Genomic DNA, 24542 nt, shown 5'->3' with positions numbered 1-24542 from the left:
GCCGGGTCTCGAAGGGCCCTCGACACGCTCTCGACCTCCGCCGACGCCCCGCTCAGGCCGTCTCCGGCACCGTCCAAGACCGCTCGGCGAGCGCTGAATCCCCAGCACAGCGCGTATGGCCGCGAACCCGCGCGGCGCCTCAGGCTTGTCCGGACTGAAGACAGGCATGGACACATGGGGAGCACCGGGATGGATGTCGAGTACGACGTGGTGATCGTGGGCGGCGGCCCGGTCGGGCTGATGCTCGCGAGCGAACTCGGGCTGCGGCCCGGCCGGGTGCTCGTGCTGGAGCGGCTCGCCGAGCCGAGCGGGCAGTCCCGCGCGCTCGGCCTGCACTCGCGCACCGTCGAGGTGCTCGACCAGCGCGGCCTGCTGCCCCGGTTCAGCGAGGGCGCGCCGGTGTGGCCGAAGGGGCATTTCGCCGGCATGCGGCTGCTCGATCTCAGCAAGCTCAACGGACGGCACACCTACGCGCTGATGGTCCCGCAGTCGCGCACCGAGGCGATCCTCGAAGAGCGGGCGCGGGAACTGAACGTCGAGATCCGCCGCGGGCACCGGCTCACCGACCTGGAGAACGGGCCCGACGCGGTGGTCGCCACGGTGACCGGCCCGGACGGCGAATACCGGATCCGCTCCCGCTACCTCGTCGGCTGCGACGGCGGCAGCAGCCTGGTCCGCAAGCTGGCCGGCATCGATTTCCCCGGCACCGCCTCCAACATCGACGCGATGCTCGCCGACGTCCACCTCGACCAGGTGCCCGACGGCCCGCACCTGGCCCGCTGCAAGGGCGGCGTGTTCGGCACGGTTCCGCTCGGCGGCGACCTCTACCGCGTCGTGTCGGTCGAGTTCCGCCCGCCTACCGCGCACCGCGACGACCCGGTCGAACTGGAGGAACTCGCCGCCTCGGTCAAGCGGGTCACCGACCAGGAACTGCAGATGCGGGACCCGGTGTGGCTGTCGCGCTTCGGCGACGCGACCCGGCAGGCCGCGCAGTACCGCAAGGGCAGGGTCATGCTCGCCGGCGACGCCGCGCACGTGCACTTCCCGGCCGGCGGCCAGGGCCTCAACACCGGCATCCAGGACGTGGTGAACCTCGGCTGGAAGCTCGCCTCGGTCGTCAACGGCGGCCCCGAGGACCTGCTCGACACCTACCACGACGAACGCCATCCGGTCGGCGCGCGCGTCTGCTTCAACACCCAGGCCCAGCTCGCGCTGATGGACCCGCGCCCGGAGATCGGCCCGCTGCGCGAGCTGTTCGGGACCCTGATGGAGTTCGAGGAGGTCAACCGCTACCTCGCGGAGATGATCACCGCGCTCGACGTGCGCTACCCGGTCTTCCCCGCCTCCGACCACCCGCTGGCCGGGACCCGGGTCCCGGAGTGGTCGGTCGTCGTGGACGGGGCCGCGACGACCACGGTGAAGCTGCTGCACTCCGGCCGCGGCGTGCTCGTCGACCTCACCGACGGCCCCGCCGTCGCCCGCACCGCCGCGCCCTGGCTCGACCGGCTCGACCTCGTTTCCGGCTCCCCGTGCACCAGCGACGTCCCCGCCGCGTTCCTGCTGCGCCCGGACGGGCACCTCGCCTGGCTGGCCGAAAGCCCGGACACCGACCCCGCCGACCTGCGCGAGGCGCTGCGCGCGTGGTTCGGACCGGCACCCGTGCGCTCGCTGCCCGCCACGGCGAGCTGACCCCGGCCGCGCCGCGAGGGCCGAAGCCGCGGCCGCGGTGCGCGTGCGGCAGCCGCGCCGGGGCCGTGCTGTGGCCGTGCTGTGGTCGAGATCACCCCAAACCGGCCGGAGTGACGGCATTCGGCCCTTGCGACGCGTACGGTGGTCCCTGCTGTCTGTCAGGCTGGGCCTCTCAACCGATCCAGACAATGACCTGTCTCACGAGCGTCCAGGTGGCGTGTTTCAGGCCACCGGCAGGGGACTAGCCTGGCGGTCAGCAGATGCTTGTGATATCGGATCGAGAATGGATAGAGGCGAGAGCCAGCCGTGGCCAGCAGCAGTCCCGCATCGCAGTTCGGTGCCAATGAGTGGCTCGTCGAAGAAATGTACGAGCGGTTTCTCGCGGACCCCCAGTCGGTAGACGCCGCCTGGCACGATTTCTTCGCCGACTACAAGCCCACTCCGGGCGGCAACGGCACGCAGGCGGAAGGAAACGGGGAAGCCAAGACCGCCCCCGCCGCCAAGCCCGCCGCGCCGGCCGCGAAGTCCCCGGCGGCTCCGGCCGCCAAGGCCGCGCCCGCACCGGCGGCCAAGGCCCCGGCCGCCAAGCCCGCCCCGGCCGCGAAGCCGGCGGCCTCCGCGCCCGCCAAGACCGCTCCGGCGAAGGACGCCGAACCGGAGTCCAAGCAGCTGCGCGGCGCCGCGGCGGCGATCGCCAAGAACATGGACGCCTCGCTTTCCGTGCCCACCGCGACCAGCGTGCGCGCGGTCCCGGCGAAGCTGATGGCGGACAACCGCATCGTCATCAACAACCACCTCAAGCGCACCCGCGGCGGCAAGATCTCCTTCACGCACCTCATCGGCTACGCCATGGTGCGGGCGCTGAAGGACTTCCCGAACATGAACCGGCACTACCAGCTGATCGACGGGAAGCCGTTCGCGGTCACGCCGGAACACGTGAACTTCGGCCTCGCCATCGACATGAAGGGCAAGGACGACTCCCGCACGCTCGTCGTGGCCTCCATCAAGGCCACCGAGAACATGACGTTCATGCAGTTCTGGCAGGCCTACGAGGAAATCGTCAAGAAGGCCCGCACGAACAAGCTCACCGCGGACGACTTCGCGGGCACCACCATCTCGCTCACCAACCCGGGCGGCATCGGCACCAACCACTCGGTGCCGCGGCTGCAGGCAGGCCAGGGCGCGATCATCGGCGTCGGCGCGATGCAGTACCCGGCGGCGTTCGAGGGCACCAGCGAGAAGACCCTCGTCGACCTCGCGGTCAGCAAGATCATGACGCTGACCTCGACGTATGACCACCGCATCATCCAGGGCGCGGAGTCCGGCGAGTTCCTGAAGCGCATTCACGAACTGCTGCTCGGCGAGGACGGCTTCTACGACGACGTCTTCACCAGCCTGCGGCTGCCGTACGAGCCGATCCGCTGGGTCGCCGACATCCCGGACGGCCCGGTCGACAAGACCGCGCGCGTCATGGAGCTGATCGAGGCGTTCCGGATGCGCGGCCACCTGATGGCCGACACCGACCCGCTGAACTACCGCCAGCGCAGCCACCACGACCTGGACGTGCTCAGCCACGGCCTGACCCTGTGGGACCTCGACCGCGAGTTCGCCGTCGGCGACTTCTCCAGCCGCGAGCGGATGAAGCTGCGCGACATCCTCGGCGTGCTGCGCGACTCCTACTGCCGCACGGTCGGCGTGGAGTACACGCACATCCTCGACCCCGAGGAGCGGCGCTGGATCCAGGAGCGCGTCGAGGTCCGGCACAGCAAGCCGGAACCGTCGGTGCAGAAGTACATCCTGTCGAAGCTCAACGCCGCCGAGGCGTTCGAGACCTTCCTGCAGACCAAGTACGTCGGCCAGCGGCGGTTCTCGCTGGAAGGCGGCGAGACCCTGGTCCCGCTGCTGGACACGGTGCTCGACAAGGCCGCCGAGGCCGAACTCGACGAGGTCGTCATCGGCATGCCGCACCGCGGCAGGCTCAACGTGCTGGCGAACATCGTCGGCAAGCCGATCAGCCAGATCTTCCAGGAGTTCGAGGGCAACCTCGACCCGGGCCAGGCGCACGGCTCCGGCGACGTGAAGTACCACCTGGGAGCCGAGGGCAAGTACTTCCGGATGTTCGGCGACGGCGAGACCCGGGTGTCGCTGGCGTCCAACCCGTCGCACCTGGAGACCGTCGACCCGGTGCTCGAGGGCATCGTCCGCGCCAAGCAGGACGTCCTCGACAAGGGCGGCGAGGGCTACACCGTGCTGCCGGTCCTGATGCACGGCGACGCGGCCTTCGCGGGCCAGGGCGTCGTGGCCGAGACCCTGAACCTGGCGCTGCTGCGCGGCTACCGCACCGGCGGCACCGTGCACGTGGTCGTCAACAACCAGGTCGGCTTCACCACCGCGCCGGAGCACTCGCGGTCCAGCCAGTACGCCACCGACGTCGCGAAGATGATCGGCGCGCCGGTCTTCCACGTGAACGGCGACGACCCGGAGGCCGCGCACTGGGTCGCGAAGCTGGCGGTCGACTACCGCCAGGCGTTCCACAAGGACGTCGTGATCGACCTGATCTGCTACCGCCGCCGCGGCCACAACGAGGGCGACGACCCGTCGATGACGCAGCCGGCGATGTACGACATCATCGACACGAAGCGTTCGGTCCGGAAGATCTACACCGAATCGCTGATCGGCCGGGGCGACATCTCCGTCGAAGAGGCCGAGGCCGCGCTGCGCGACTTCTCCAGCCAGCTCGAGCACGTCTTCAACGAGGTGCGAGAACTGGAGAAGCACCCGGCGAAAGCGAGCCCGTCGGTCGAGGGCGAACAGCAGATCCCGGCGAAGGTCACCACCGCCGTGTCGCGCGAGGTCGTCGAGAAGATCGGCGACGCGTTCGTCAACCTGCCCGAGGGCTTCACCCCGCACCCGCGGGTCAAGCCGGTCATGGAGCGCAGGCACAAGATGTCGCGCGAGGGCGGCGTCGACTGGGCGTTCGGCGAACTGCTCGCGTTCGGGTCGCTGGCGCTGGAAGGCCGTCTCGTGCGGCTGTCCGGCCAGGACTCCCGGCGCGGCACCTTCACCCAGCGGCACTCGGTGTTCATCGACCGCAAGAACGGCCAGGAGTACTCGCCGCTGCAGCACCTGGCCGAGGGCCAGGGCCGCGTGATGATCTACGACTCGGCGCTGTCGGAGTACGCGGCGGTCGGCTTCGAGTACGGCTACTCGGTGGCGAACTCCGACGCGCTGGTGATGTGGGAAGCGCAGTTCGGCGACTTCGTCAACGGCGCGCAGACCGTGATCGACGAGTACATCTCCTCCGGCGAGGCCAAGTGGGGCCAGCGCTCGGACGTCGTGCTGCTGCTGCCGCACGGCCACGAGGGCCAGGGCCCGGACCACACGTCCGGCCGGATCGAGCGGTTCCTGTCGCTGTGCGCGGAAGCGTCGATGACCGTCGCGGTCCCGTCGACCCCGGCGAACTACTTCCACCTGCTGCGCAGGCACGCCCTCGACGGCATCCAGCGCCCGCTGATCGTCTTCACCCCGAAGTCGATGCTGCGCAACAAGGCGGCGACCTCGGCCGTCGAGGACTTCACCGGCCAGAGCCGCTTCATGTCGGTGATCGACGACGCCACTCAGGACCCGGCGAAGATCCGCAAGGTGCTGCTCACCTCGGGCAAGCTCTACTGGGAACTGGTGGCCGAACGCGAAAAGCGCGGCGCGGACGACGTCGCCATCGTGCGGATCGAGCAGTACTACCCGCTGCCGAAGAAGAAGCTGCTGGCCGCGGTGGAGCGCTACTCGAACGCGCAGAACATCACCTGGGTCCAGGAGGAGCCGGAAAACCAGGGCGCGTGGCCGTTCTTCGGCCTCAACCTGCCCCGGAAGTTCCCGGAGTTCTTCACCGGACTGGACGTGGTGGCGCGCCGCCCGATGGCCGCCCCGTCGGCCGGTTCGTCCAAGGTGCACGAGGTCGAGCAGAAGGCGCTGATCGCCAAGGCGTTCGACTGATCCTCGTTACCACCGGAGGCCGCCGCGGGAGTCATTCCCGCGGCGGCCTTCGCCGTGGTGGGGGTCGTGGCGCCGGTTCTAACCGGCAACGCCGCTCACGACCCCCTCCACCCGAAACACCGCGATCCGCCCCGCAGCCTCCGCCACCCCGTCCGGCGTCGGCGACTCCGCCAACCCCGTAGTCACGTACCGCCGCCCCACGCTCGGCGGCCCGCTCGCGACCACCTCCCGCAACACCGGCCCCCGCTCCGCGACCGGCAGCTCCGCGAACCGCACCCGCCGCGACCGCCGTCCCCGGGACAGCGTTCCCTCCCCGGCCGCGCGCACGTTCGCCACCCAGGCCGCCTTCGGGAACGCCTGGATCAGGTACTCCTCGCCCTGGACTTTCAATACTGCCAACGGAAACGTCCGCGGCTCGCCGCTGCGCCGTCCGGCGACGGTGAGCAGCTCCATCGGCCCGAACGCGAGCCCCGCGCGCTGCAGGGCGGTGATGACCCGGTTGATCGTGTTGACCTTGCGCCGGTATCCGGCTGCCTTGGCGTCCATGCCTCGAGCATACGCCAACTCGTACGAGTTTCATATTTTTTGAAAGCCATAGCTATACCCTCCGGGTATGCCCGGGGTGCCGGAACGGCAGTGGCGGCGCCGTCGCCGGACCCAGTTCACTGGGTGCCAAACACCCGAGGAGGGCTCGAGTGCACTACGACGTCGTCGTAGTCGGAGGCGGTGCTGGGGGTATCGCCTCCGCGGCCGGGGCGGCGCGGTCCGGGGCACGGGTGCTGCTGGTCGAGCAGTACCCGTACCTGGGGGGTGCGGCGACGATCAGTTCCGTGCTGACCCTCTGCGGATTCTTCGACCAGACCGGCGAACAGGTCGTCGCGGGCGTCGGCGAGGAGGTGCTGCAGCGGCTGCGCAGGCGCGGCGCCTACGAAGAAAAGACGATGGGCTGGACCGGCAACAAGATCGTCTTGCTCGACCTGGAAACCACCAAACTGGTCTACGACGAACTCGCCGCGGACGCGGGCGTGGACGTCCTCCTCCACACGAAACTCGTCGGCGCGAAGCGAACCCACGGCGTCGTCACCGAGGTCGGCCTGCACCATCGGGGCGGCCTCGAACGAGTCACCGCCGGCGCGTTCATCGACGCCAGCGGCGACGGCGCGCTCCTGGCCGCCGCTGGGGCCGCCGTCCGCGTCGCCCCGCTGAGCGAGCGGCAAACCAGCACGCTCGTCTGCCGCTTCTCCGGCGTCCCCGAAGACGCCGACCTCTCCCGCGAGGGGCTGCGCGCCGCGATCGCCGCGTACCAACGGGAAACCGGCGTCCAGCTGCCCCGCGATTACGGCATCGCCGTGCATCTTCCGTTGACCCGCAACGTCATCGCGCTCCTGGTGGACGAACAAACCGACGTCCTGGACGCCGCCTCGCTCAGCCGCGACGAAGCCAGCGCGCGCCGGCAAGCGTGGCAATACCTCGACGCACTGCGCAAACACCTGCCTGGCTGGTCGTCGGCCCGCCTTGAAGAAACCGGCCCCCAGCTGGGCATCCGCGAAGGCCGCCACCTGGTCGGCCGCGAACAGCTCACCGGCCGCGACGTGCGGACCGCCCGCAAACGCCCCGACGCGTCGATCGGCCGTTGCGGCTGGCCGATCGAAGACCACGCGGGCCCCGGCGTCACCCGCTACGAACCCATCGCCGGCCGAGGCTGGTACGACCTCCCCTACGGCGCGATCTGCTCCGCCGACACCCCGAACCTGTGGGCGGTCGGCCGCTTGACCAGCTCCGACGACGACGCGTACGCCTCAGTCCGCGTCATGGGCACCGCCTTCGCGACCGGCCACGCGGCGGGGATCGCCGCCGCCCAGTACGTCGGCGGCCGGGCCCACGACGTCCGCGCGATCCGCACCGAACTGCACCGGCAGGACGCTCTGGCTTGACCCGCACCGCCGGCAACGGGAACCTTCCCTGATCGTCTTCCCGGCCGAAGGAGCCCCCATGCCGAGCCGTTATCGCTGGGTCGTCCTGCTGCTCTGCTGGGCGGTGTTCACGATGACCTCGGTCGACCGGTCGACCTGGGGCCCGGCGTCCTCCGCGGTCAGCGATTCGCTCGGCGTCCCGCTCGCCGCGCTCGGGATTTTCGCCACCTGCTACTACATCGGCTACGTCGTCTCCAACACCGCGGGCGGCTTCCTCTCGGATTGGCTCGGCAGCCGCGCGGTCCTGGGCCTCAGCTCGCTGGTCGCCGGCGCGCTGATGGCGGGATTCGGCTCCACCACCTCCATCGCGTGGGGCTTGGTGCTGCAGGCTTTCCTGGGCCTCTTCGCGGGCGTCGACTTCTCGGCCGGGCTGAAGCTGATCACCACATGGTTCCGCCCCGAGGAGCACGGCTTAGCGAGCGGCATCTTCATGACCGCGACGTCGCTGGGCACGGTGGTAGCCAACGCCGTCGTGCCCACTCTGGTGAAAAACAGCGGCTGGCCAGTGTCGTACCACCTGTTCGGCGGCGTGACTGCCGCACTCGGCCTGTTGTGCCTGGCCTTCCTCCGCAACGGCACTGCCTCCGCGTCCACCGGCCGCGCTCTGCCGAACCCGCGCCCGCTCTTCCGCAACCGCGATTTACTTCTGCTGGGCTTGGCCGGTTTCGGCGGCCTGTGGGGCACCTACGGTTTCGTCACGTGGTCCAACACCCTGATGATCCGCGGCGAACACATCGACCCCGTACGAGCGGGCGTAGTCCTGGTGATCTTCTCCGGCACGGCGGTGGTGATCAAACCGCTGATCGGCTGGCTCACCGACAAAATCGGGCTGGGCAGGCGAATCCCCATCATCGCGGTCCTGATTCTCTTCGGCGCCGCGCTGCTGGTCTTCGGTTCCCTGAGCAGTTACGGCGCTTTCCTAGTGGTAGCCCCGATTCTCGGCATCGGCGCCTACGCCTACAGCCCGCTGACCGCCGCCATGATCCCCGCCCTGACCGGCACCCGGCTGACCGGTTCCGCCGCCGGCGCGGTGAACGCGTTCTGGCAACTGGGCAGCGTTGTCGTCCCCGCCGTGGTGGGCCTGGTCTTCCACGCGACCGGCTCGTTCTACTCAGCGTTCCTCACCCTGGCCGTAGGACCGCTCGTCGGCGCGGCCGTCCTCTTCTTCATGCGAGACGACCGCCCGGCGCGGGTCGCTCCGCGGGCAGCCACCGCTTGATCAGGGTGTTCCCGCGGGCACCCGGGCAGTGAACCCGCCGACGACGATGTCCACCGGACTGCACCGCGTCGAATTTCATTTCCCCTCAGACAGCCGCTCAGGGAAACTGGACGCATGCAGATCCGCCAGTCGACCGCCGACGACGCACCCGCCATCCACGCCTTGCACACCGCCGCGTTCCGCGTCCACAACCCGGACGTCACCGGCGAAATGCCGGAAGCGAAACTGGTCACCGAACTCACCGCCGACGGCGATCTGCTCCCCGCCCTCTCGCTGGTCGCGGTCCGCGACGGCGAAGTGATCGGCCACGCCTGCTCCAGCCCAGGCCGCCTCGGCGACGACGCGGAATCCGCCATCGGCTTCGGCCCGCTGGGCGTGCACCCCGGCCACCAGCGCAGCGGCGCGGGCTCCGCCCTGGTCCACGCCACGATCGGCGCCGCCAACGCACTCGGCTACAGCCTGATCATCCTCCTGGGCGACCCCGGCTACTACTCCCGCTTCGGCTTCGTACTGGCCGACACGCTGGGCATCACGCCGCCGGTACCGGAGTGGAAACCGCACTTCCAGGCCCTCCGGCTGGCCGCGTACCACCCGGGAAACCAAGGAGAATTCCGCTACTCCGCCGCTTTCGATCGGCTTTGAGCGAGGCGAGCGGCCAAACCACTCACGAGGATTTCAACCCGTTCCTCCGCAAAAACTCCTCAGCGACATCCTTCGCATTCCGCTTCTCATCCGTGTACTGCACGTTCAACTCAGTCAGCTGTTCCGTAGTCAACGCCGCCGAAACCCGGTTCAGCGCCGCCGTCTCGGCGGTGTTCAACGTGCCTCGGGCCACCAGCGGCACGATGTTCTGCGCCGGGAACATGTGCTTGTCGTCCTCCAGCGGCACGAAGCCGTTCGACGCGATAGTCGCCGAGGTGCTGAACAAATCCGCCACCTGCACCTCGCCCGATTTCAGGGCCGCCACCGTGACCGGGCCGCCGGTGTCCGTGGTGCGGATTTCCTTGAATTCGCATCCGTACAGCTGCTTGATCCGGTCCTTCCAGCGGGTGCTCCACTGGCCCGGCCCGCCCATCACCAAGTCTTTGCAGCGGGGTCCTAGATCGGAGAACGTCTTCACCCCGGTGGCCGCGAGTTCCTTGCCCACCACCAGCAAATCCTTGTCCTGCGCGGGCGACTGGTCGAGGACCTCGAAACCGCCCGGGATCTTTTGCTTGAGCTGCGCGTAAACATCCTCCGAAGTAGTCGCCGCGGTATTCTTGTCGAAGTAGCGCAGCAAATTCCCGGAGTAATCCGGCACCACCGACAAAGACTTGTCCTGCAACGCTTTCACCACGACTTCGCGACTGCCCACCGGCGGTCGCACCGTCACGTTGTGCGCGCCGACATTCCGCAGTGCCCCGGCGTAAATCTGGGCCAGCAAAGAACTTTCCCCGACATCGGACGCACCGATGATGATATCGCCGGTACTCCCGCCCTCGCCGCCGCCGGACAGCGGGTTTCCGCAGGCCGACGCCAGCAGCGCCAGCCCGGCCACCACAATCCCCCACCGCTTCACGCCGCTCCTCCCGCCGCCGCTGCCCGGCCGGACGCCGCCTGTGCGGCCAGCCGGACTCCCTTGGGCACCAAGGCCCGCTGCGCCGCGGCGAGCAGCAGGTCGACCACGATCGCCAGCAGCGCGGTGAGAATCGCGCCAGCGACGACCTCGGTGTAGTCCAAAATGGCCAGTCCGTCGAGCAGGAACCGGCCGAGGCCGCCGAGACCGACGTACGCGGCCACCGCGGCGGTCGCGATCAGCTGCAGCACAGCGTTGCGAATTCCGCCCAGCACCAACGGAAGCGCGATCGGCACCTCGACCTGCCACAGCCGTTGCCAGCCGGTCATTCCGATGCCCTGCGCGGCGTCCACGACGTCGTGTTCGGCCGCCTGCAAACCGGCGTACGTGCCCGCCAGCACCGGCGGGATCGCCAGCACCACCAGGCCGATGATCGTCGCCGTGGTGCTTTCGGTGAAGAGCAGGAACAGGAACGTGACGAGCCCGAGCGTCGGCAGCGCGCGGATCGCGTTGCCCGCACCGACGAGCACGACGCCGCCGCGGCCGGTGTGGCCGACGAACAGTCCGATCGGGATCGCCAGCACCAGCGCGATGACCAGCGCCAGCGCGATGTACCCGACGTGCTGGGCGAGCCGGGCGAGGATGCCTCCCGGGCCCTGCCAGTGCGCGGCGGTGGTGAACCACGCGAAAACGTCGCCGATCATCCCGCCACCTCCTCGGCCGGCGCGCGGCCCGCTCTCTCCCAGGGCGTCAGCAGATTGCGCAGCAGCACCAGCAGCAGGTCGACGAGCAATGCGAGCAGCATCGTCAGCACGATCCCGACGACGATCGGCGAGAAGTACTCCCGCTGGAATCCGTCGGTGAACAGCACGCCGAGCGCCCCGGTCCCGATCAGCGCGCCGACGCTGACCAGGCTGATGTTGCTCACCGACGCCACCCGGACCCCGGCCGCCAGCACCGGCACCGCGAGCGGCAGTTCGACGCTGAAAAACCGGCGCGGCGAGCGGTACCCGATCGCGGTGGCGGCCGCGACGATGTGCGGCGGCACGGCTTCCAGCGCGTCGAGCACCGGGCGCACCAGCAGCGCGGTGGTGTAGATGGTCAGCGCGACGAGCACGTTGACGCTGTCGAGAATCTTCGTGCCGATCAGGCCGGGAATAACCACGAAAAGCGCCAGCGACGGGATCGTGTACAGCAGATTCCCCACCACCAGCAGCACGCTGCGCGCGGGCCGCCAGCGATGTCCGAGCCAGCCGAGCAGGATCGCCAGCACGATGCCCGCGACCAGCGGCACCAGCGCGAGATAGATGTTGTCGAGCAGGTTGGCGAGGATTTCGCCGCGGTTGCTGGAACTCGACAGGTACCGGCCGAGTTCGCCGAAGAAGTCGCCCATCAGGACGCCTGCGGGGAGGCCTCGATCACATCCAGCACCTGGTGCGCGACCACCGTCCCGAGCACGCGGTTCTCGTCGTCCACCACGACGCCGAGGCTGGCCGGCGACGACAGCGCCGCGTCGAGCGCCCCGCGGATGGGCGTGCCCTGCACGTACAGCGAACCGCCTGCCACGAGGTCGGTTTCCGCCAACGGGCCGTCCACAGTGGAGCCCGGCGGCAGCCAGCCGCGCGGCTGCTTCTCGTCGTTCACCGCGAGCAGCCAGCCCTCCGACGGACCGTCGACCTTGCTGCCGAGGTCGATCGTGCGAGCCGGCGACACCTCGACGCCGCTGCCCGGAAGGAACGAAAGCCCGCGATACCCGCGGTCGCGGCCGACGAACGACGCGACGAAGTCGTCCACCGGATGCCGCAGCACGTCGGCCGGCGTGCCGTACTGCGCGAGCTTCCCGCCGACGCGCAGCACCGCGACCTTGTCCCCGAGCCGCACCGCCTCGTCGATGTCGTGCGTGACGAACACGATTGTCTTGCCCAGCTGGGATTGCAGCCGCAGCAGCTCGTCCTGCAGTCCTTCGCGGACCACCGGGTCGACCGCGGAGAACGGCTCGTCCATCAGCAGCACCGGCGAATCCGCGGCGAGCGCCCGGGCGACGCCGACGCGCTGCTGCTGCCCGCCGGACAGCTGCGCCGGGTACCGCTTCCCGAGTTCCGCGGGCAGACCGACCGTCTCGAGCAGCTCGGCCGCGCGGGCGCGCGCTTTCCGTTTGTCCCATCCGGACAGCAGCGGCACGGTCGCGACGTTGTCGAGCACTGTCCGGTGTGGAAAGAGCCCCGCGTGCTGGATCACGTAACCGATGCCGCGGCGCAGCACCGCCGGATCGCCTTCGCTGACGTCCTTGCCGTCCAGCAGCACGGTGCCCGACGTCGGCTCGACCATCCGGTTGATCATCCGCAGCGAGGTCGTCTTGCCGCACCCGGACGGGCCGACGAACACCGTGATCGTGCCGTCTTCCACGGTCAGCGAGAGGCCGTCGACCGCGACCGTGCCGTCCGGATAGCGCTTGACGACGTCTCGGAATTCGATGGTCACAGACTTCTCCCCACGTCCGGTACAGAGTCCGACGGTAGCCGACTCGCGCGGCCTTGGCAGCCTGTCCCGCAGGGTGGCCTACTACTCTCGGACCCCGTGACCGCCCTAGACGACGTCCTCGCCGCACACGGCGCCGCCGTCCGCCCGCTCTACGAAGTGCTCACCCTGCTGCGCAGCGGTTCGTACGAGCTGGCCGACCTGGTGCGCCTCACCGCCGCCCCTCGGCGAAGCGTCGAAGACCTCCTGTCGGCCCTGGAATCGGACCTGGAACGCTCCCCGGCCGGCGTCCGGATCGCCCCGGATTCGCGGTCCGCCTACGCGGCGTACTCCTTGCCCGCCCTGCCCGATCCCCTCGACGCGGCAGTCGCCGCCCAACCGGCCTTGCTCACCATGCTGGCCGAACGCATCGCCGCCGTCCCGCCGCCGCTGGCCGCGCTGGACCACGTGCAAGCGACCCCGGAGACGGTGCTGCGCCGCGCGTTGTGGCTGAACTCCCGCTACGACCTCCGCCGCGGCAAGGTCCTCTTCCTGGGGGACCACGATCTGACGTCGCTGGCCGTGCGCGCGGTGTGCCCGGAGGCCGATCTGTCCGTAGTGGACCTCGACGAACGCGTTCTGTCCTACCTGGACACCACCGGCGAACGCGGCATCTTCACCGCACACGCGGATCTGCGCGTCGGCCTGCCCCCGGCCCTGACCGGCAAAGCGGACCTGGTCTTCAGCGACCCGCCCTACACGCCGGAAGGAATGGGCCTCTTCGCCGCCCGCGCGGTGCAGGCTTTGCGGGAGCCCACCGAGGGCCGGATCCTGCTGGCCTACGGCTATAGCCCGCGCCACCCCGCCCTGGGCGCGCAGGTACAGCGTTCTCTGGCGACCCTGGGCCTGACCTTCGAGGCGATCCTCCCGGACTTCAACCGCTACACCGGCGCCCAGGCAATCGGCAGCGCGGCGGATCTGTACGTCTGCCAGCCGACCGCGAAGGCGAAGAAATCCTTCGCCCGCAAGGCAAGCTCCGCGATCTACACGCACGGCCCGCAATCCGTCGAATCGGCCGGCACCAAACCGGGCTTGTTCGCCGCCGCCAGGGAACTCGCCTCCGAAGGCGGCCTGGCACTGGAAACCCGCCCGGTAGGCTGGGCCACGTCCGCCCCGGAGGGCGACGCGGTCGCGATGGACCTCTCCGCCGACCCCGGCCCGTGGCTGCTGCGAACCCTGCTGGGCACGAACGCCCGCCGCCTGGCGCTGCTGCTGCCGAACAACCACCCAGACCTCGCCGACGCCGCCGCACAGTCGTCGCTCACCTCGCTGGTAGCGGACAAGTACCGCCTCCGCCTGCTGCGCAGCACCCCGGACAACCGCCACGCGATCGTTGTCGCCGACCTGGTGGACCACCCGTCAGAACTGCTCACCCGCGCCCACGCCCGCCTGGCGAACGCGGCTTTGCAGGTCCCGGAAGACTTGGCGGACCTGCGCCTGGTGGACGTCCCCCGGCACCGGCTGGCGGAGCTGCTTCCAGGCTGATCCCTCCCGCGTTCGCGGGGTGCCCGAGTGCAAGTTCTCGCGCCGCCGACCAGCGCAACCGCTTCTGGCTCGCCGACTCAGACCCTCGCGCGCTCACCGCCCCTGGCCAACGGCCGTGGGGGGAACCTCACGGGCATCTGGTATTTCCCCGTAACCACCTGCACCACGACATGATCCGTCCCAGCACTGAAATGCTCCCCCAGCCGACGAACAACCACACCCCGTACCCACGCAATCCGATCTTCATAAGCACCCCCGCGGCGACCAGGAAATGGACCGGAAAGTCCAAAAAAGCCCACAAAGAAAGGGCCCCCCAGCACAAGCCAGAGAGCCCTTCCCGGCAAAACCTCAGCCAGTGACACCGTCCTGCTCAGCCGCCTTCGCCACCGCGGCCGCCACCTCGGGCGCGACCCGCGGGTCCAGCGGGCTGGGCACGATCCGGTCCGGCCCCAGGTCGTCCGAAGCCACCGCCACGATCGCCTCCGCGGCGGCCAGCTTCATGTTCTCCGTGATCGCCCGGGCCCCCGCGTCCAGCGCGCCGCGGAACACGCCCGGGAACGCCAGCACGTTGTTGATCTGGTTCGGGAAGTCGCTCCGCCCGGTCGCCACGATGGCCGCGTGCTGGGCGGCGACCGCCGGGTGCACCTCCGGGTCCGGATTGGACAGCGCGAACACGATCGAGTCATCCGCCATCGTCGACAGCAGCGACGGGTCGATCGTCGCCCCGGACAGCCCGAGGAACACGTCCGCCCCGCGCAGCGCCTCGGCGAGACCGCCGGTGAGCCCGGCCTTGTTCGTGGTCTCCACCAGCTGCCGCTTGATCGGGTTCAGGTCGTCGCGTCCGGCGTGCACGATGCCGCGCGAGTCGAGCACCGTCACGTCCGCGACGCCGGCCGCGAGCAGGATCTTCGCGCAGGCCACGCCCGCCGCGCCGGCCCCGGACACCACGACCCGCTCGCCGGCGATGTCGCGGTCGAGCACCAGGTTCGCGCCGCGCAGGGCGGCGAGGGTGACGATCGCGGTGCCGTGCTGGTCGTCGTGCATGACCGGGCAGTCCAGCGCTTCCTTGAGCTTGTCCTCCAGCTCGAAGCAGCGCGGCGCGGAGACGTCCTCGAGGTTGACCGCGCCGAACGACGGGCGCAGCCGGACCAGGGTCTCGACGATCTCGTCGACGTCGGTCGTGTCGAGCACCAGCGGGATCGAGTCCAGCCCGCCGAAGGTCTTGAAGAGGACCGATTTGCCCTCCATGACCGGCAGCGACGCGCTCGCGCCGATGTCCCCGAGGCCGAGCACCGCGGTGCCGTCGCTGACCACTGCCACGAGCCGGTCCGCCCAGGTGTACCGCTTCGCCTTGGCCGCGTCCTCGGCGATCGCGCGGCTCACCTTCGCCACGCCGGGCGTGTAGGCGATCGAGAGGTCGCGCGGGTCGGAGATCGGCCGGGTCGCCGCCACGGAGAGCTTGCCGCCCTCGTGCCCGGCGAAGATCTCGGCGTCGGTCACGGCCGCGACGGTGCTGGCCTGGTCGGTCATCGGGGTTCCTGTCGTAGGAATGACGGAAGCGGGCGGATGGGTCTGGGTCATCGAACGTACTCCTGGGACTGCGAGCGGGGGACCACCTGGTCGACGGGTGCGAACGCGCGCGTCGAGAGTGGGAACTCGTCCTCCGGACGGCAGCCCAGCGCGGTAGCGCCGGCCTGTCGGCGAGGCGTCTGCGCGGCCATCCGATCCGTGGGGTGTGGCGATGGCCGCCGACGCTGCGGTCCGTCAATCATGACAGGCCCCCGGTCGGGCCCGACCCCTCGGTGCGGCTCATGTCACAGATTCGCGATTCCCAAGACGTCCGTCCGGTTTCGGAAGCAGTTCCGTTCCGGGTCCGGAAAACGCACTCGATAGGGTGGCCGCCATGGACTTCCGCCCGCTCAAGGTCTCCGGCGCTTTCGAGTTCGTCCCGCGCGTCTTCCCCGACGAACGCGGACTGTTCGTCGCGCCGTTCCAGGAGGAGGCGATGATTCGCGCGGCCGGGCATCCGCTGCGGGTCGCGCAGACGAACCACAGCGTTTCCCGCGCCGGCTCGATTCGCGGCGTGCACTTCGCCGACACTCCGCCGGGCCAGGCGAAGTACGTCTATTGCCCGGGCGGGTCGCTGCTGGACGTGGTGGTGGACCTGCGCGTCGGGTCGCCGACGTTCGGCGAATGGGACGCAGTGCGGCTCGACTCGGCCGAATTCCGCGCGGTGTACGTGGCCGAAGGAATCGGGCACGCCTTCATCGCGCTGGAGGACAACACCGTGATGGCGTATCTGTGCTCGGAGCCGTACAACCCGGCAGGCGAGCACGGCGTCAACCCGCTCGACCCGGCACTGGACCTGCCGTGGCCCGCCGATCTGGCACCCATTGTGTCCGAAAAGGACAAAGCGGCGCCGACCCTGGCCGAAGCGCTCGACCAGGGCCTGCTGCCGTCCTATGCCGATTGCGTGGCGTACTACGAAAAGCTGCGGTCAGCGCACCGCTAGGCGCGCACGCCGTCCTCGGCGATGACCCGTTCGATATTGCGCTCGGCCAGCGCGGTGATCGTCACGAACGGGTTCACGCCGGTGCTGCCCGGAATCAGCGAGCCGTCCGTCACGTACAGATTCCGGTACCCCTTCACCCGGCCGTAGTTGTCGGTCGCGGCGCCGAGCACCAATCCGCCGAGCGGGTGGTAGGTGAAGCGGTTCTCGAACGCCCGCGTGTCGCCGAAGAGGTCGTAGCGGTAGATCGTGGAGTTCGCCTTGTTGATCCGGTCGAACAGCGATTTCGCCGCGTCGATCGACGGCTGCCCCTGATCCGTCGTCCACTGCAGTTTCGCCGAATCGCTCGCGGCGTCGTAGGTGAAGTGGCCGCGTTCGGGGTTCTTGGTGATCGCCAGGTACAGGCTCGCCCACGTTTCGAGCCCGGCAGGCACCGGCGCGATCTCGGCGAACACCGGATGCGTCGGGTTGTCCCAGTCGTCGATGCCGAGCGCGGGCATTCCCGCCTCCAGGCTGCCGGTGGTGTCCCACACGTGGTTGGCGCGGCCGAGCATCACGTTCCCGTTGGTGCCCCACCCCTGCCCGACGGCCTCGGACAGCCGCGGCAGCCGTCCGGTGTCGCGGGCGCGCACCAGCAGTTCGGTCGAGCCGAGGCTGCCCGCGCCGAGGAACAGGTACTTCGTGGACAGATGCTTGGTGGAGAGCACATTGCCGAGCGCGTCGGACTCGCGCACGACGAGCGTGTACGTGCCGTCCGGCTGCTGGATGATCTCGCGGACCTCGTGCAGCGTCTGGATGGTCACGTGCCCGGTGCCGAGCGCGGCGGCGAGATACGTCTTGTCCAGCGAGCGTTTGCCGTGGTTGTTGCCGTAGATGACCTCGGACGCCAGCGCCGAGCGTTCGACCGTGCCGGCCTCTTCCTTCTTCAGGTACTCGAAGTCGTAGACGCTCGGCACGAACGTGGTCTTCAGGCCGGTTTTCTGCGCGGCTTTCCGGGAAACGCGCGCGAACTGGTAGGACTGGCAGGTCTCGAACCAGTCCGGGTCGATGTGGTTGACGCCGAGGCCGGCGTTGGCGCGCGGGTAGTACTTGCCGTACATCTCGTCGGCGTCCACCTGCGGCAGGATTTCCTCGAAGTACGAACGCTTCGGCTGCACCGCCATCGCACCGTTCACCAGCGACCCGCCGCCGACGCCGCGGCCGACGTACACCGACATCCCGCCGTAGTTCACCCGGTCCAGCACCCCGGCGTACGGATCGATGTCGTGGTTCGCGACGTCCAGCCACAGGAACGACGCCAGCGGCGCTTCAGTGCGCTTCTTGAACCACATCGACCGCCGGTCGGGCTTCAGCATGTCGCAGAAGACCTTGCCGTCCGGGCCCGGTTCGTTCCACAGCTGGCCCATTTCGAGCATCACCGTGGGCACGCCCGCCTCGCCGAGCCGCAGCGCGGTGACCGCCGCGCCGTACCCGGTGCCGATCACCACCGCGGGCGAATAGTCCGGCAGCTTCGCCACGGTCGCGGCGCGCGCGGAGGTCGCCGAAATGCTGGTCAGTCCAAGGGCCGCGGCGGAGTTCAGCGCGGCGAGGCCGAGAAATCGGCGACGGTTGAGGGAGGCCATGCCCGGCATGCTGACGCGGTGCCGCACACCCTGGCAAGGTTAAAACGAACGCAATTCGCATTTGCCCAGTAAACGGTGTTAAGTTTCACTCGGCCGGGGTAACGGGACGTCCGGCTTTCGCCGGTCAGGCGGCTTTCCGGGGAGTGACCCACACCGTGATCGTCGCGGTGACCACCTCGGTCCCGCGGGCGTCCACGATCCGCACCGGGACCGGAAGATCGAATCCCTTGTCTCCGAACTCGGGGATCTCCGGCAATTCGGCGATCGCCCGCAGTCCCGTTCCGGCTTTCGCGACGTAACTCACTTCCATGCCCTTGGGCAGCCACCGGTGCGTGGCCGGGACAGTGGCCTCGGCCAGCATGCCCATCGCGATCTCGGCGAGGTTGCAGGCGGCGATCGCGTGGAAGGTCCGGATGTGGTTGTGCACACCCCACCACTTCGGCGCGGTCACCGAGCAGTGGCCGGGACGGATCTCCCGGATGCTGGGCAGCACGGTGCCGAAGTAGGGCACGCGCAGGCACATCGCGGCGGAAAACAGCTGCTTGCCGCCCGGTTTGCCGGCCAGCTTGCGCCACAGCCCGTACGTCGACGGCGTACCCATCGGCACCTCCCAGGTGAAGTTACTCCCCAGTAGCCAAGCACACGACGAGCCTGCCGGGCAAACCCGCCCCGGCTATATTCGGCCGCGTGGCACATCGGCTCTTTCTTCTCCGGCACGGCCAGACCGAATGGTCGTCGAACGGCAAGCACACCGGGCGCACCGACATCCCGCTGACCCCGGCGGGCGAGGAACAGGCGCGCGCGGCGGGCGGCACCCTGCGGACCCTGCTCGGCGGACCCGGGCTGGTGCTGTCCAGCCCGCGCGGCCGCGCGCTGCGGACGGCGGAACTCGCCGGCCTGCGCGTGGACGAGGTCACCGAGGACCTGGCCGAATGGGACTACGGCGACTTCGAAGGCGTCACCACGCCGGAAATCCGCGAGACGGTTCCGGACTGGACGGTGTGGACGCATCCGGTGCCCGGCGGCGAAAGCGCGGCGGACGTGCAGGCACGCGCGGACAAGGTGCTCGACCGGGCCCGCCGCGAGATCGAGAACGGCGACGTCGTCCTGGTCGGGCACGGGCACTTCAGCCGCGTGCTCGTCGCGCGCTGGCTCGGCCTTCCCGGCGCCTCGGGTGTCCACTTCGGACTGGACCCGGCCGGGCTCGCGGTGCTCGGCGACGAGCGCGGCGAACCGCAAATCGAGCACCTGAACCTGCTGCCCGCGTTGGAGGGATGAAGTGACCGACCCCCGCGTACGGCGGATCCGGCCGGAAGACGTCGACGCCGTCGTGGAGCTCGTCTACGCGCTGGCCGAGTACGAACGCGCTCCGCAGGAATGCCATCTGACTTCCGAGCAGCTGCACGGCGCGCTGTTCGGCGAGGCCCCGGCGCTGTTCGGGCACGTGGCCGAAGTGGACGGTGAGATCGCCGGATTCACCTTGTGGTTCTTGAACTTCTCGACTTGGCGCGGCACGCACGGGATCTATCTGGAAGACCTGTACGTGCGCGAGGAACAGCGCGGTTCGGGCCTCGGCAAGGTACTGCTGGCGACGCTGGCCGCGGAATGCGTGGAGAAGGGCTACCACCGGCTGGAGTGGTCGGTGCTGAACTGGAACCCGGCGGTCGGGTTCTACCGGGCGCTGGGCGCGCTGCCGCAGGACGAGTGGTCGGTGTACCGGCTGACGGACGAGCCGTTGAAGGTGCTGGCCAAAGAGGCGTGAGTGCTGACCACGGTTCTCCCCGTGATCAGCACTCACGCGGTCTTTACGGCAACGGCAGCCCCGGCAGGCTCTGGTCCCGCGGCACCACCCCGTCGACCAGATACTTGTCGACCACCTCGTCCACCGCCTGGTTACCGCCAATCCCGTAAATCCCGTGGTCGCCTTCCCCGGTCACGGTCAGCATCCGCGAGTTCTGGAACGCGGCATGCGCCTTCCGCGCGCCCTCGATCGGCGTGGCCGGGTCGTGCTCGGACTGGACGAGCACCACCGGCGGCACGCCCTTGCCGTCCAGCACCGGCCTCGGCCGGGTCTGGCCCGGCCAGAACGCGCAGACCTGGAGTCCCATCCACAGCGAGCTGTGCAGGGTGATCCCGCGGTCGAGGTACTCCTGCGACCGGCGGATCAGCGACTGCCGGTCGCCCTTCCACGGCCCGTCGTTGCACAGGGTCGTGATCAACGTCGACACCATCGCGTCGTCCGCACCGGCCTGGACCGCCACGCCCATCGGACCGGTCTTCTTCGCCTCGGACAGCGTCTTGCCCAGCTTCGCGCGAGCGTCCTGCTTGGCCTCGGCCGAAGCCCGCACGTCGGTCAGCGTTTTGACCTGGACCAGCACCGCGGCGATCGCCGGGAACTGGCTCTTGGCCTTGAGCGCGCCGACGAGGAACGAATCCAGCTTGACCGCGCCGATCTTCGTGCCGTTCACCTCGACCGGCTCGCGGGTCAGCGCGTACCGGACGCTCTCGTAGGTCTGCCGGGCCGCCTCGCCGCTGGCGCCGAAGTGGTACTTGGCGTCGGAGCGGGCCAGCCAGGGCAGGAAATCCTGCCGCCAGCGGCGTTCGTAGCCCAGCGGCTGATAGTCGAACGACTGCTGCCAGCTGCCGGTGAACTGGGTCGCGGAATCGAGCACGAACCGGCCGGTGTGCCGCGGGAACTGCTGGGTGTAGTGCGCGCCGAGCCAGGTGCCCGCCGAGTACCCGATCCAGTTGATCCGGTCCCGGCCGAGCAGGGTGCGCAGCAGGTCGAGGTCCCGGACGTTCTGGAAGGTGCTGATCAGCTCCCCCAGCTCGCCGGCGGCCTGATGGCAGGCGGTCGCGAGGTACCGGGTCGCGTCGACGATCTGGTTCAGATTGCGCGGATCCCGGTCGCGCGGGTCGAGATCGGCCCCCGTGCTGGCCGCGCCGCCGCAGGTGACGTTAGTGCTGCGGCCGGTGCCGCGGGTGTCGATGCCGATGATTTCCTGATGCTCGCGCAGTTTGCGCTGGCCGCGCAGTTCGACCGGGAACCAGCGGCCGGGACCGCCCGGGCCGCCCGGGTTGGTGAGCACCGAAGCGGTTGTGGTGCCGGTGGACTTGAGCCTGCTGATCGCGATGGTCAGGTCCTGTCCGTCGCCCGGCCGGTCCCAGTCCCGGGGCGTGCGATACGTGGCGCATTCCAGCCCCGCGATATCGGTGCCCGGCGGCAGGTCGGCCAGCTCGTCCGGGGCGCAGGCGTGCCAGTCCAGGGGTTGGCCGGTGTAGCGGGCCGGGACCCGGGCGGTGTCCGCCGCTGCCGGCAACGCCGCGGCGAGCAGCCCGCACACGACCGCGGTGCTGGTCACGACGAGACGCAGTCTCCTCATGGGTTCCCCTCTTCGGAATTCGGGCGCATTCGGTTGCGCAGTCCCGATTCCATCGGCTGAGGGGTGCCGCTACCAGTGCCGCCGCGTCACTGCCCGCCATGACGTGACGTCACTGTCGCTCAGTCCTGTTCGCGCCGCTCCCGCTCGGCCCGCCGTCCCGCGAGACCACCGCGTTCGGCGGCTTCTTCCTCGGTTTCGCCGTCGTGCATTCCGAGCGCCCACGCCCGCGAGGGACGGCGGAACAACAGCACCAGGGCGGCCAGCCCGCACAGCCCGATCGGCACGCCCCACAGCGGCTGCCCGGACGGCCCGAGGAGGTACCAGCCGACCCCGATCAGCATCAGCGCGACGACGACGCCCGGCGAACGCGCCCACGTCTGCCCGAGCAGCAGCCCGACCGAGGCGGCGAGGAAGATCAGCGCCAGCACCGCGTACGTGCCGAACTCGGCCCACACGTTGTTGCCCGGGATCGGCGGGGTCGACAGTCCGTGCACGAGCAGCACCACGCCGAGGACGAGCAGGCCCAGCCCGGGCAGTCCGGTCAGGACTCCGGCGAGGCGGACCTCGAACGGGGTGGGCGGCGGGTTCTCGGGATGCGACACAGGCGCTGCCCTTTCAGCTGCGGGGCGGGGGAACGTGCGGGGCGCGCACAGCCACCCGACCAGCGCGAGTCACCGTGCGTGAGCACTACTGATCGTATGCCACCCGGTCGGCCGTTTTCCCGGGGCGGCGGCCGAAGAGAAAATCGGGGCAGTCGTCGATGAGCGGGCGGTCGGCCCGGGTGCACTTGTCACGACGCGCGGAGTTTTCGCCGTCTGCGAAGGAGGACCGCCCGCCACAGGGTTGCCACAGGTCACCGGGACAGGACGGCGTGCGCAAGCGGCTGAGCTTCGCGTCACCATGTGGCGCTGGAGGTACGTCCGCCGGGCGAAAAGCACTTACCCTGCGGTAGTGCGCGCCATCCTCGTCGTGAACCCCCAGGCCACCTCGACCACCGCGGGCGGCCGGGACGTGCTGGCGCACGCGCTGGCCAGCCAGGTGAAGCTCGACGTCGTCGAGACCGACTACCGCGGGCACGCGCTCGCGGTGGCCCGTTCGGCGGCGCGCGACGGCTACGACCTGGTGGTGGCGCACGGCGGCGACGGCACGGTCAACGAGGTCGTCAACGGCCTCCTCGCCGATTCCGCGGGCGCTCCCGGACGCTCCGGGTCCGTTCCGATGCTCGGCGTCGTGCCGGGCGGCTCGGCCAACGTGTTCGCCCGCGCGGTCGGTCTTCCCGCCGATCCGGTCGAGGCGACCCACCAATTGCTCACCGCGCTGGAAACCGAACGGACCCGGCGGATCGGCCTCGGACTGGCCGACGGGCACTGGTTCACCTTCAACGCGGGCCTCGGCTGGGACGCCGACGTCGTCGGCCGCGTCGCGAAACGGCGCGGCAAGCAAACCAGCGCGGGCCTGTATCTGCGGGCCGCGGTGCGCTCCTACTTCCGCCCGCCGCTCGGGCGGCCGACGCTCACCGTCCGGATCCCGGGCGAGGAACCGGCCGAGGCGGTGACGGCGTTCGTGTCCAACACCGATCCGTGGACTTACCTCGGGGAACGCCCGGTCCACCTCAACCCGGGATGCTCGTTCGAGACCGGATTGGGCCTGTTCGCGTTGAGCGGTCTGCGATTGCCCACCGTGTTCACGCATGTACGGCAAGCTCTGCTCACGGAGAGCGATCAGCACGGCCGCCGTCTGCTCCGCCGCGACGATGTGCCTCTGATCCGCATCGACGCAGCTGAACCGGTCAACTTCCAGGTCGACGGGGACCTCGTCGGACAACGCACCCGGGTCGAGTTCCAGAGCGTCCCGGATGCACTCACCGTAGTCGGATAGCCCGGCGACCGCTGATCGCCCGCGGCAAAGTGCGTTCTGCCGCTCGGCGACGCAAACCCTCCGTTCACCGCACGACCCTTCCGGCGAGCGGAGCTTTTCAGAACGAAACCGCAGGTCAGAGGCATAGCTCGGCCGGGTGAGCTGACTCACCGATCTTGTCGAAACCCTTGTCGAACGCGGTGCTTCGTGAAAGCATTCACAAGCACCCAAAAACACGACCGCCACTACTGTGGCGCGGCCCTCCCGCGTCACTGTGAAGGAGCTCACGAACATGGACTGGCGCCACGACGCGGCCTGCCGAGACGAGGACCCCGAGCTGTTCTTCCCGGTGGGAACCAGCGGTCCGGCTCTGTTGCAGGTCTCCGAGGCGAAGGCCGTGTGCCACCGCTGCCCCGCGGCTTCCGACTGCCTGGCCTGGGCTCTGGCCAGCGGCCAGGACGCCGGCGTCTGGGGCGGAATGAGCGAAGACGAGCGACGCGCGCTCAAGCGCCGCCGTACGCACATCGGCACGCGTACCACCGCCTGAGTCTTTCGACTCAGCTGTAGCACCCAGAATCAGCTGCACCACCTCGGACCGGACTTTCGCCCGGCGGGCATTCGCGTGCCCGTGCCGCACATGGCGACACATACCCGGTACGAGCGTAACAACCGAGGTCGGCCACCCCGCATCCGGGTGCCGCCTCGCCCAGGACTATCCCAGTCCTCCCGCGGAACGTTGA

At 69.6% G+C, this 24542-nt stretch carries 21 protein-coding genes; 11 read left to right on the top strand and 10 right to left on the bottom strand.

Annotated features, from left to right (window positions below; translation table 11 throughout):
- Positions 1-174 precede the first annotated feature (174 nt).
- Positions 175-1689 (top strand): FAD-dependent monooxygenase, encoded by a 1515-nt coding sequence (locus F9C12_RS30820; RefSeq protein WP_409462688.1) that lies wholly within the window; start codon positions 175-177, stop codon positions 1687-1689.
- A gap of 306 nt (positions 1690-1995) precedes the next feature.
- Positions 1996-5682 carry a multifunctional oxoglutarate decarboxylase/oxoglutarate dehydrogenase thiamine pyrophosphate-binding subunit/dihydrolipoyllysine-residue succinyltransferase subunit gene (locus F9C12_RS30815; protein WP_409185258.1) on the top strand — a complete coding sequence of 1229 codons (3687 nt, stop codon included), beginning with the start codon at positions 1996-1998 and terminating at the stop codon, positions 5680-5682.
- A 78-nt stretch (positions 5683-5760) separates the two neighbouring features.
- Here the strand turns inward: F9C12_RS30815 and F9C12_RS30810 are convergent, their stop codons facing one another.
- On the bottom strand, positions 5761-6228 hold the full coding sequence (locus F9C12_RS30810; RefSeq protein WP_409462687.1) for a nitroreductase family deazaflavin-dependent oxidoreductase: 468 nt from the start codon (positions 6226-6228) through the stop codon (positions 5761-5763).
- A 149-nt stretch (positions 6229-6377) separates the two neighbouring features.
- Between F9C12_RS30810 and F9C12_RS30805 the strand changes: the two genes are divergently transcribed.
- From F9C12_RS30805 to F9C12_RS30795, 3 genes are all read left to right on the top strand, one after another.
- Positions 6378-7616 carry an FAD-dependent oxidoreductase gene (locus F9C12_RS30805; RefSeq protein WP_409462686.1) on the top strand — a complete coding sequence of 413 codons (1239 nt, stop codon included), beginning with the start codon at positions 6378-6380 and terminating at the stop codon, positions 7614-7616.
- A gap of 58 nt (positions 7617-7674) precedes the next feature.
- Positions 7675-8874, top strand: coding sequence for an MFS transporter (locus F9C12_RS30800; RefSeq protein WP_409462685.1), 1200 nt, complete (start codon positions 7675-7677; stop codon positions 8872-8874).
- 114 nt (positions 8875-8988) lie between these two features.
- Positions 8989-9516 (top strand): GNAT family N-acetyltransferase, encoded by a 528-nt coding sequence (locus F9C12_RS30795; RefSeq protein ID WP_409462684.1) that lies wholly within the window; start codon positions 8989-8991, stop codon positions 9514-9516.
- Between the two features lie 22 nt (positions 9517-9538).
- Here F9C12_RS30795 and F9C12_RS30790 read toward each other — a convergent pair whose 3' ends face one another.
- The 4 genes from F9C12_RS30790 to F9C12_RS30775 are packed head-to-tail and all read right to left on the bottom strand — an operon-like array spanning position 9539 to position 12910.
- On the bottom strand, positions 9539-10432 hold the full coding sequence (locus F9C12_RS30790) for an ABC transporter substrate-binding protein (RefSeq protein WP_409462683.1): 894 nt from the start codon (positions 10430-10432) through the stop codon (positions 9539-9541).
- A complete protein-coding gene (locus F9C12_RS30785) occupies positions 10429-11133 on the bottom strand; it encodes an ABC transporter permease (RefSeq protein WP_409462682.1) in 705 nt (234 codons plus the stop codon). Before F9C12_RS30785 ends, F9C12_RS30790 begins: the two co-directional genes overlap by 4 nt.
- Positions 11130-11822, bottom strand: coding sequence for an ABC transporter permease (locus F9C12_RS30780; RefSeq protein ID WP_409462681.1), 693 nt, complete (start codon positions 11820-11822; stop codon positions 11130-11132). Before F9C12_RS30780 ends, F9C12_RS30785 begins: the two co-directional genes overlap by 4 nt.
- Entirely contained in the window at positions 11822-12910 is a 1089-nt protein-coding gene (locus tag F9C12_RS30775; RefSeq protein ID WP_409185251.1) for an ABC transporter ATP-binding protein, read from the bottom strand. Before F9C12_RS30775 ends, F9C12_RS30780 begins: the two co-directional genes overlap by 1 nt.
- A 96-nt stretch (positions 12911-13006) precedes the next feature.
- Between F9C12_RS30775 and F9C12_RS30770 the strand changes: the two genes are divergently transcribed.
- A complete protein-coding gene (locus F9C12_RS30770) occupies positions 13007-14431 on the top strand; it encodes a bis-aminopropyl spermidine synthase family protein (protein ID WP_409185250.1) in 1425 nt (474 codons plus the stop codon).
- A 348-nt stretch (positions 14432-14779) separates the two neighbouring features.
- Here the strand turns inward: F9C12_RS30770 and F9C12_RS30765 are convergent, their stop codons facing one another.
- Positions 14780-15961, bottom strand: a complete 1182-nt coding sequence (locus F9C12_RS30765; protein ID WP_409462680.1) for an NADP-dependent malic enzyme — start codon at positions 15959-15961, stop codon at positions 14780-14782.
- A 373-nt stretch (positions 15962-16334) separates the two neighbouring features.
- On the opposite strand from F9C12_RS30765, the gene F9C12_RS30760 reads away from it, so the two are divergent.
- On the top strand, positions 16335-16943 hold the full coding sequence (locus F9C12_RS30760; protein ID WP_409185247.1) for a dTDP-4-dehydrorhamnose 3,5-epimerase family protein: 609 nt from the start codon (positions 16335-16337) through the stop codon (positions 16941-16943).
- Here the strand turns inward: F9C12_RS30760 and F9C12_RS30755 are convergent.
- Both F9C12_RS30755 and F9C12_RS30750 read right to left on the bottom strand, forming a co-directional pair.
- Positions 16940-18562 carry a GMC oxidoreductase gene (locus F9C12_RS30755; protein ID WP_409185246.1) on the bottom strand — a complete coding sequence of 541 codons (1623 nt, stop codon included), beginning with the start codon at positions 18560-18562 and terminating at the stop codon, positions 16940-16942. The two genes, F9C12_RS30760 and F9C12_RS30755, sit on opposite strands and share 4 nt — an antisense overlap.
- 124 nt (positions 18563-18686) lie before the next feature.
- Entirely contained in the window at positions 18687-19163 is a 477-nt protein-coding gene (locus tag F9C12_RS30750) for a hotdog fold domain-containing protein (RefSeq protein ID WP_409185245.1), read from the bottom strand.
- 86 nt (positions 19164-19249) lie between these two features.
- Here F9C12_RS30750 and F9C12_RS30745 point away from each other — a divergent pair, with 86 nt between their 5' ends.
- Both F9C12_RS30745 and F9C12_RS30740 read left to right on the top strand, forming a co-directional pair.
- Positions 19250-19840: an acid phosphatase gene (locus F9C12_RS30745; protein ID WP_409462679.1), complete on the top strand. Its 591-nt coding sequence runs from the start codon at positions 19250-19252 to the stop codon at positions 19838-19840.
- Position 19841: 1 nt separating this feature from the next.
- The gene (locus tag F9C12_RS30740; RefSeq protein WP_409462678.1) at positions 19842-20324 is read left to right on the top strand and encodes an N-acetyltransferase family protein; all 483 of its coding nucleotides are present in this window, start codon (positions 19842-19844) and stop codon (positions 20322-20324) included.
- 43 nt (positions 20325-20367) lie between these two features.
- Here F9C12_RS30740 and F9C12_RS30735 read toward each other — a convergent pair whose 3' ends face one another.
- Positions 20368-21945 carry an alpha/beta hydrolase gene (locus tag F9C12_RS30735; protein WP_409462677.1) on the bottom strand — a complete coding sequence of 526 codons (1578 nt, stop codon included), beginning with the start codon at positions 21943-21945 and terminating at the stop codon, positions 20368-20370.
- A 119-nt stretch (positions 21946-22064) separates the two neighbouring features.
- Positions 22065-22547 (bottom strand): hypothetical protein, encoded by a 483-nt coding sequence (locus F9C12_RS30730; protein WP_409185242.1) that lies wholly within the window; start codon positions 22545-22547, stop codon positions 22065-22067.
- Positions 22548-22896: 349 nt separating this feature from the next.
- Between F9C12_RS30730 and F9C12_RS30725 the strand changes: the two genes are divergently transcribed.
- Both F9C12_RS30725 and F9C12_RS30720 read left to right on the top strand, forming a co-directional pair.
- Entirely contained in the window at positions 22897-23823 is a 927-nt protein-coding gene (locus F9C12_RS30725) for a diacylglycerol/lipid kinase family protein (protein ID WP_409185241.1), read from the top strand.
- A gap of 271 nt (positions 23824-24094) precedes the next feature.
- Complete coding sequence (locus F9C12_RS30720) at positions 24095-24349, top strand: WhiB family transcriptional regulator (RefSeq protein ID WP_009082948.1); 255 nt, start codon at positions 24095-24097, stop codon at positions 24347-24349.
- Positions 24350-24542 lie beyond the last annotated feature (193 nt).

Source organism: Amycolatopsis sp. GA6-003 (genome assembly GCF_046267895.1).
Taxonomy (GTDB): domain Bacteria; phylum Actinomycetota; class Actinomycetes; order Mycobacteriales; family Pseudonocardiaceae; genus Amycolatopsis.
This window is presented reverse-complemented; position numbering and strand designations above follow the sequence as displayed.

Excerpts from the sequence above, each read along its gene's own strand:
- F9C12_RS30820 (WP_409462688.1), top strand. The coding sequence starts at position 175 with ATGGGGAGCACCGGGATGGATGTCGAGTACGACGTGGTGATCGTGGGC.
- F9C12_RS30755 (WP_409185246.1), bottom strand. The coding sequence starts at position 18,562 with ATGGCCTCCCTCAACCGTCGCCGATTTCTCGGCCTCGCCGCGCTGAAC.
- F9C12_RS30810 (WP_409462687.1), bottom strand. The coding sequence starts at position 6,228 with ATGGACGCCAAGGCAGCCGGATACCGGCGCAAGGTCAACACGATCAAC.
- F9C12_RS30795 (WP_409462684.1), top strand. The coding sequence starts at position 8,989 with ATGCAGATCCGCCAGTCGACCGCCGACGACGCACCCGCCATCCACGCC.
- F9C12_RS30750 (WP_409185245.1), bottom strand. The coding sequence starts at position 19,163 with ATGGGTACGCCGTCGACGTACGGGCTGTGGCGCAAGCTGGCCGGCAAA.
- F9C12_RS30785 (WP_409462682.1), bottom strand. The coding sequence starts at position 11,133 with ATGATCGGCGACGTTTTCGCGTGGTTCACCACCGCCGCGCACTGGCAG.
- F9C12_RS30720 (WP_009082948.1), top strand. The coding sequence starts at position 24,095 with ATGGACTGGCGCCACGACGCGGCCTGCCGAGACGAGGACCCCGAGCTG.
- F9C12_RS30780 (WP_409462681.1), bottom strand. The coding sequence starts at position 11,822 with ATGGGCGACTTCTTCGGCGAACTCGGCCGGTACCTGTCGAGTTCCAGC.
- F9C12_RS30735 (WP_409462677.1), bottom strand. The coding sequence starts at position 21,945 with ATGAGGAGACTGCGTCTCGTCGTGACCAGCACCGCGGTCGTGTGCGGG.
- F9C12_RS30760 (WP_409185247.1), top strand. The coding sequence starts at position 16,335 with ATGGACTTCCGCCCGCTCAAGGTCTCCGGCGCTTTCGAGTTCGTCCCG.
- F9C12_RS30765 (WP_409462680.1), bottom strand. The coding sequence starts at position 15,961 with ATGACCGACCAGGCCAGCACCGTCGCGGCCGTGACCGACGCCGAGATC.
- F9C12_RS30800 (WP_409462685.1), top strand. The coding sequence starts at position 7,675 with ATGCCGAGCCGTTATCGCTGGGTCGTCCTGCTGCTCTGCTGGGCGGTG.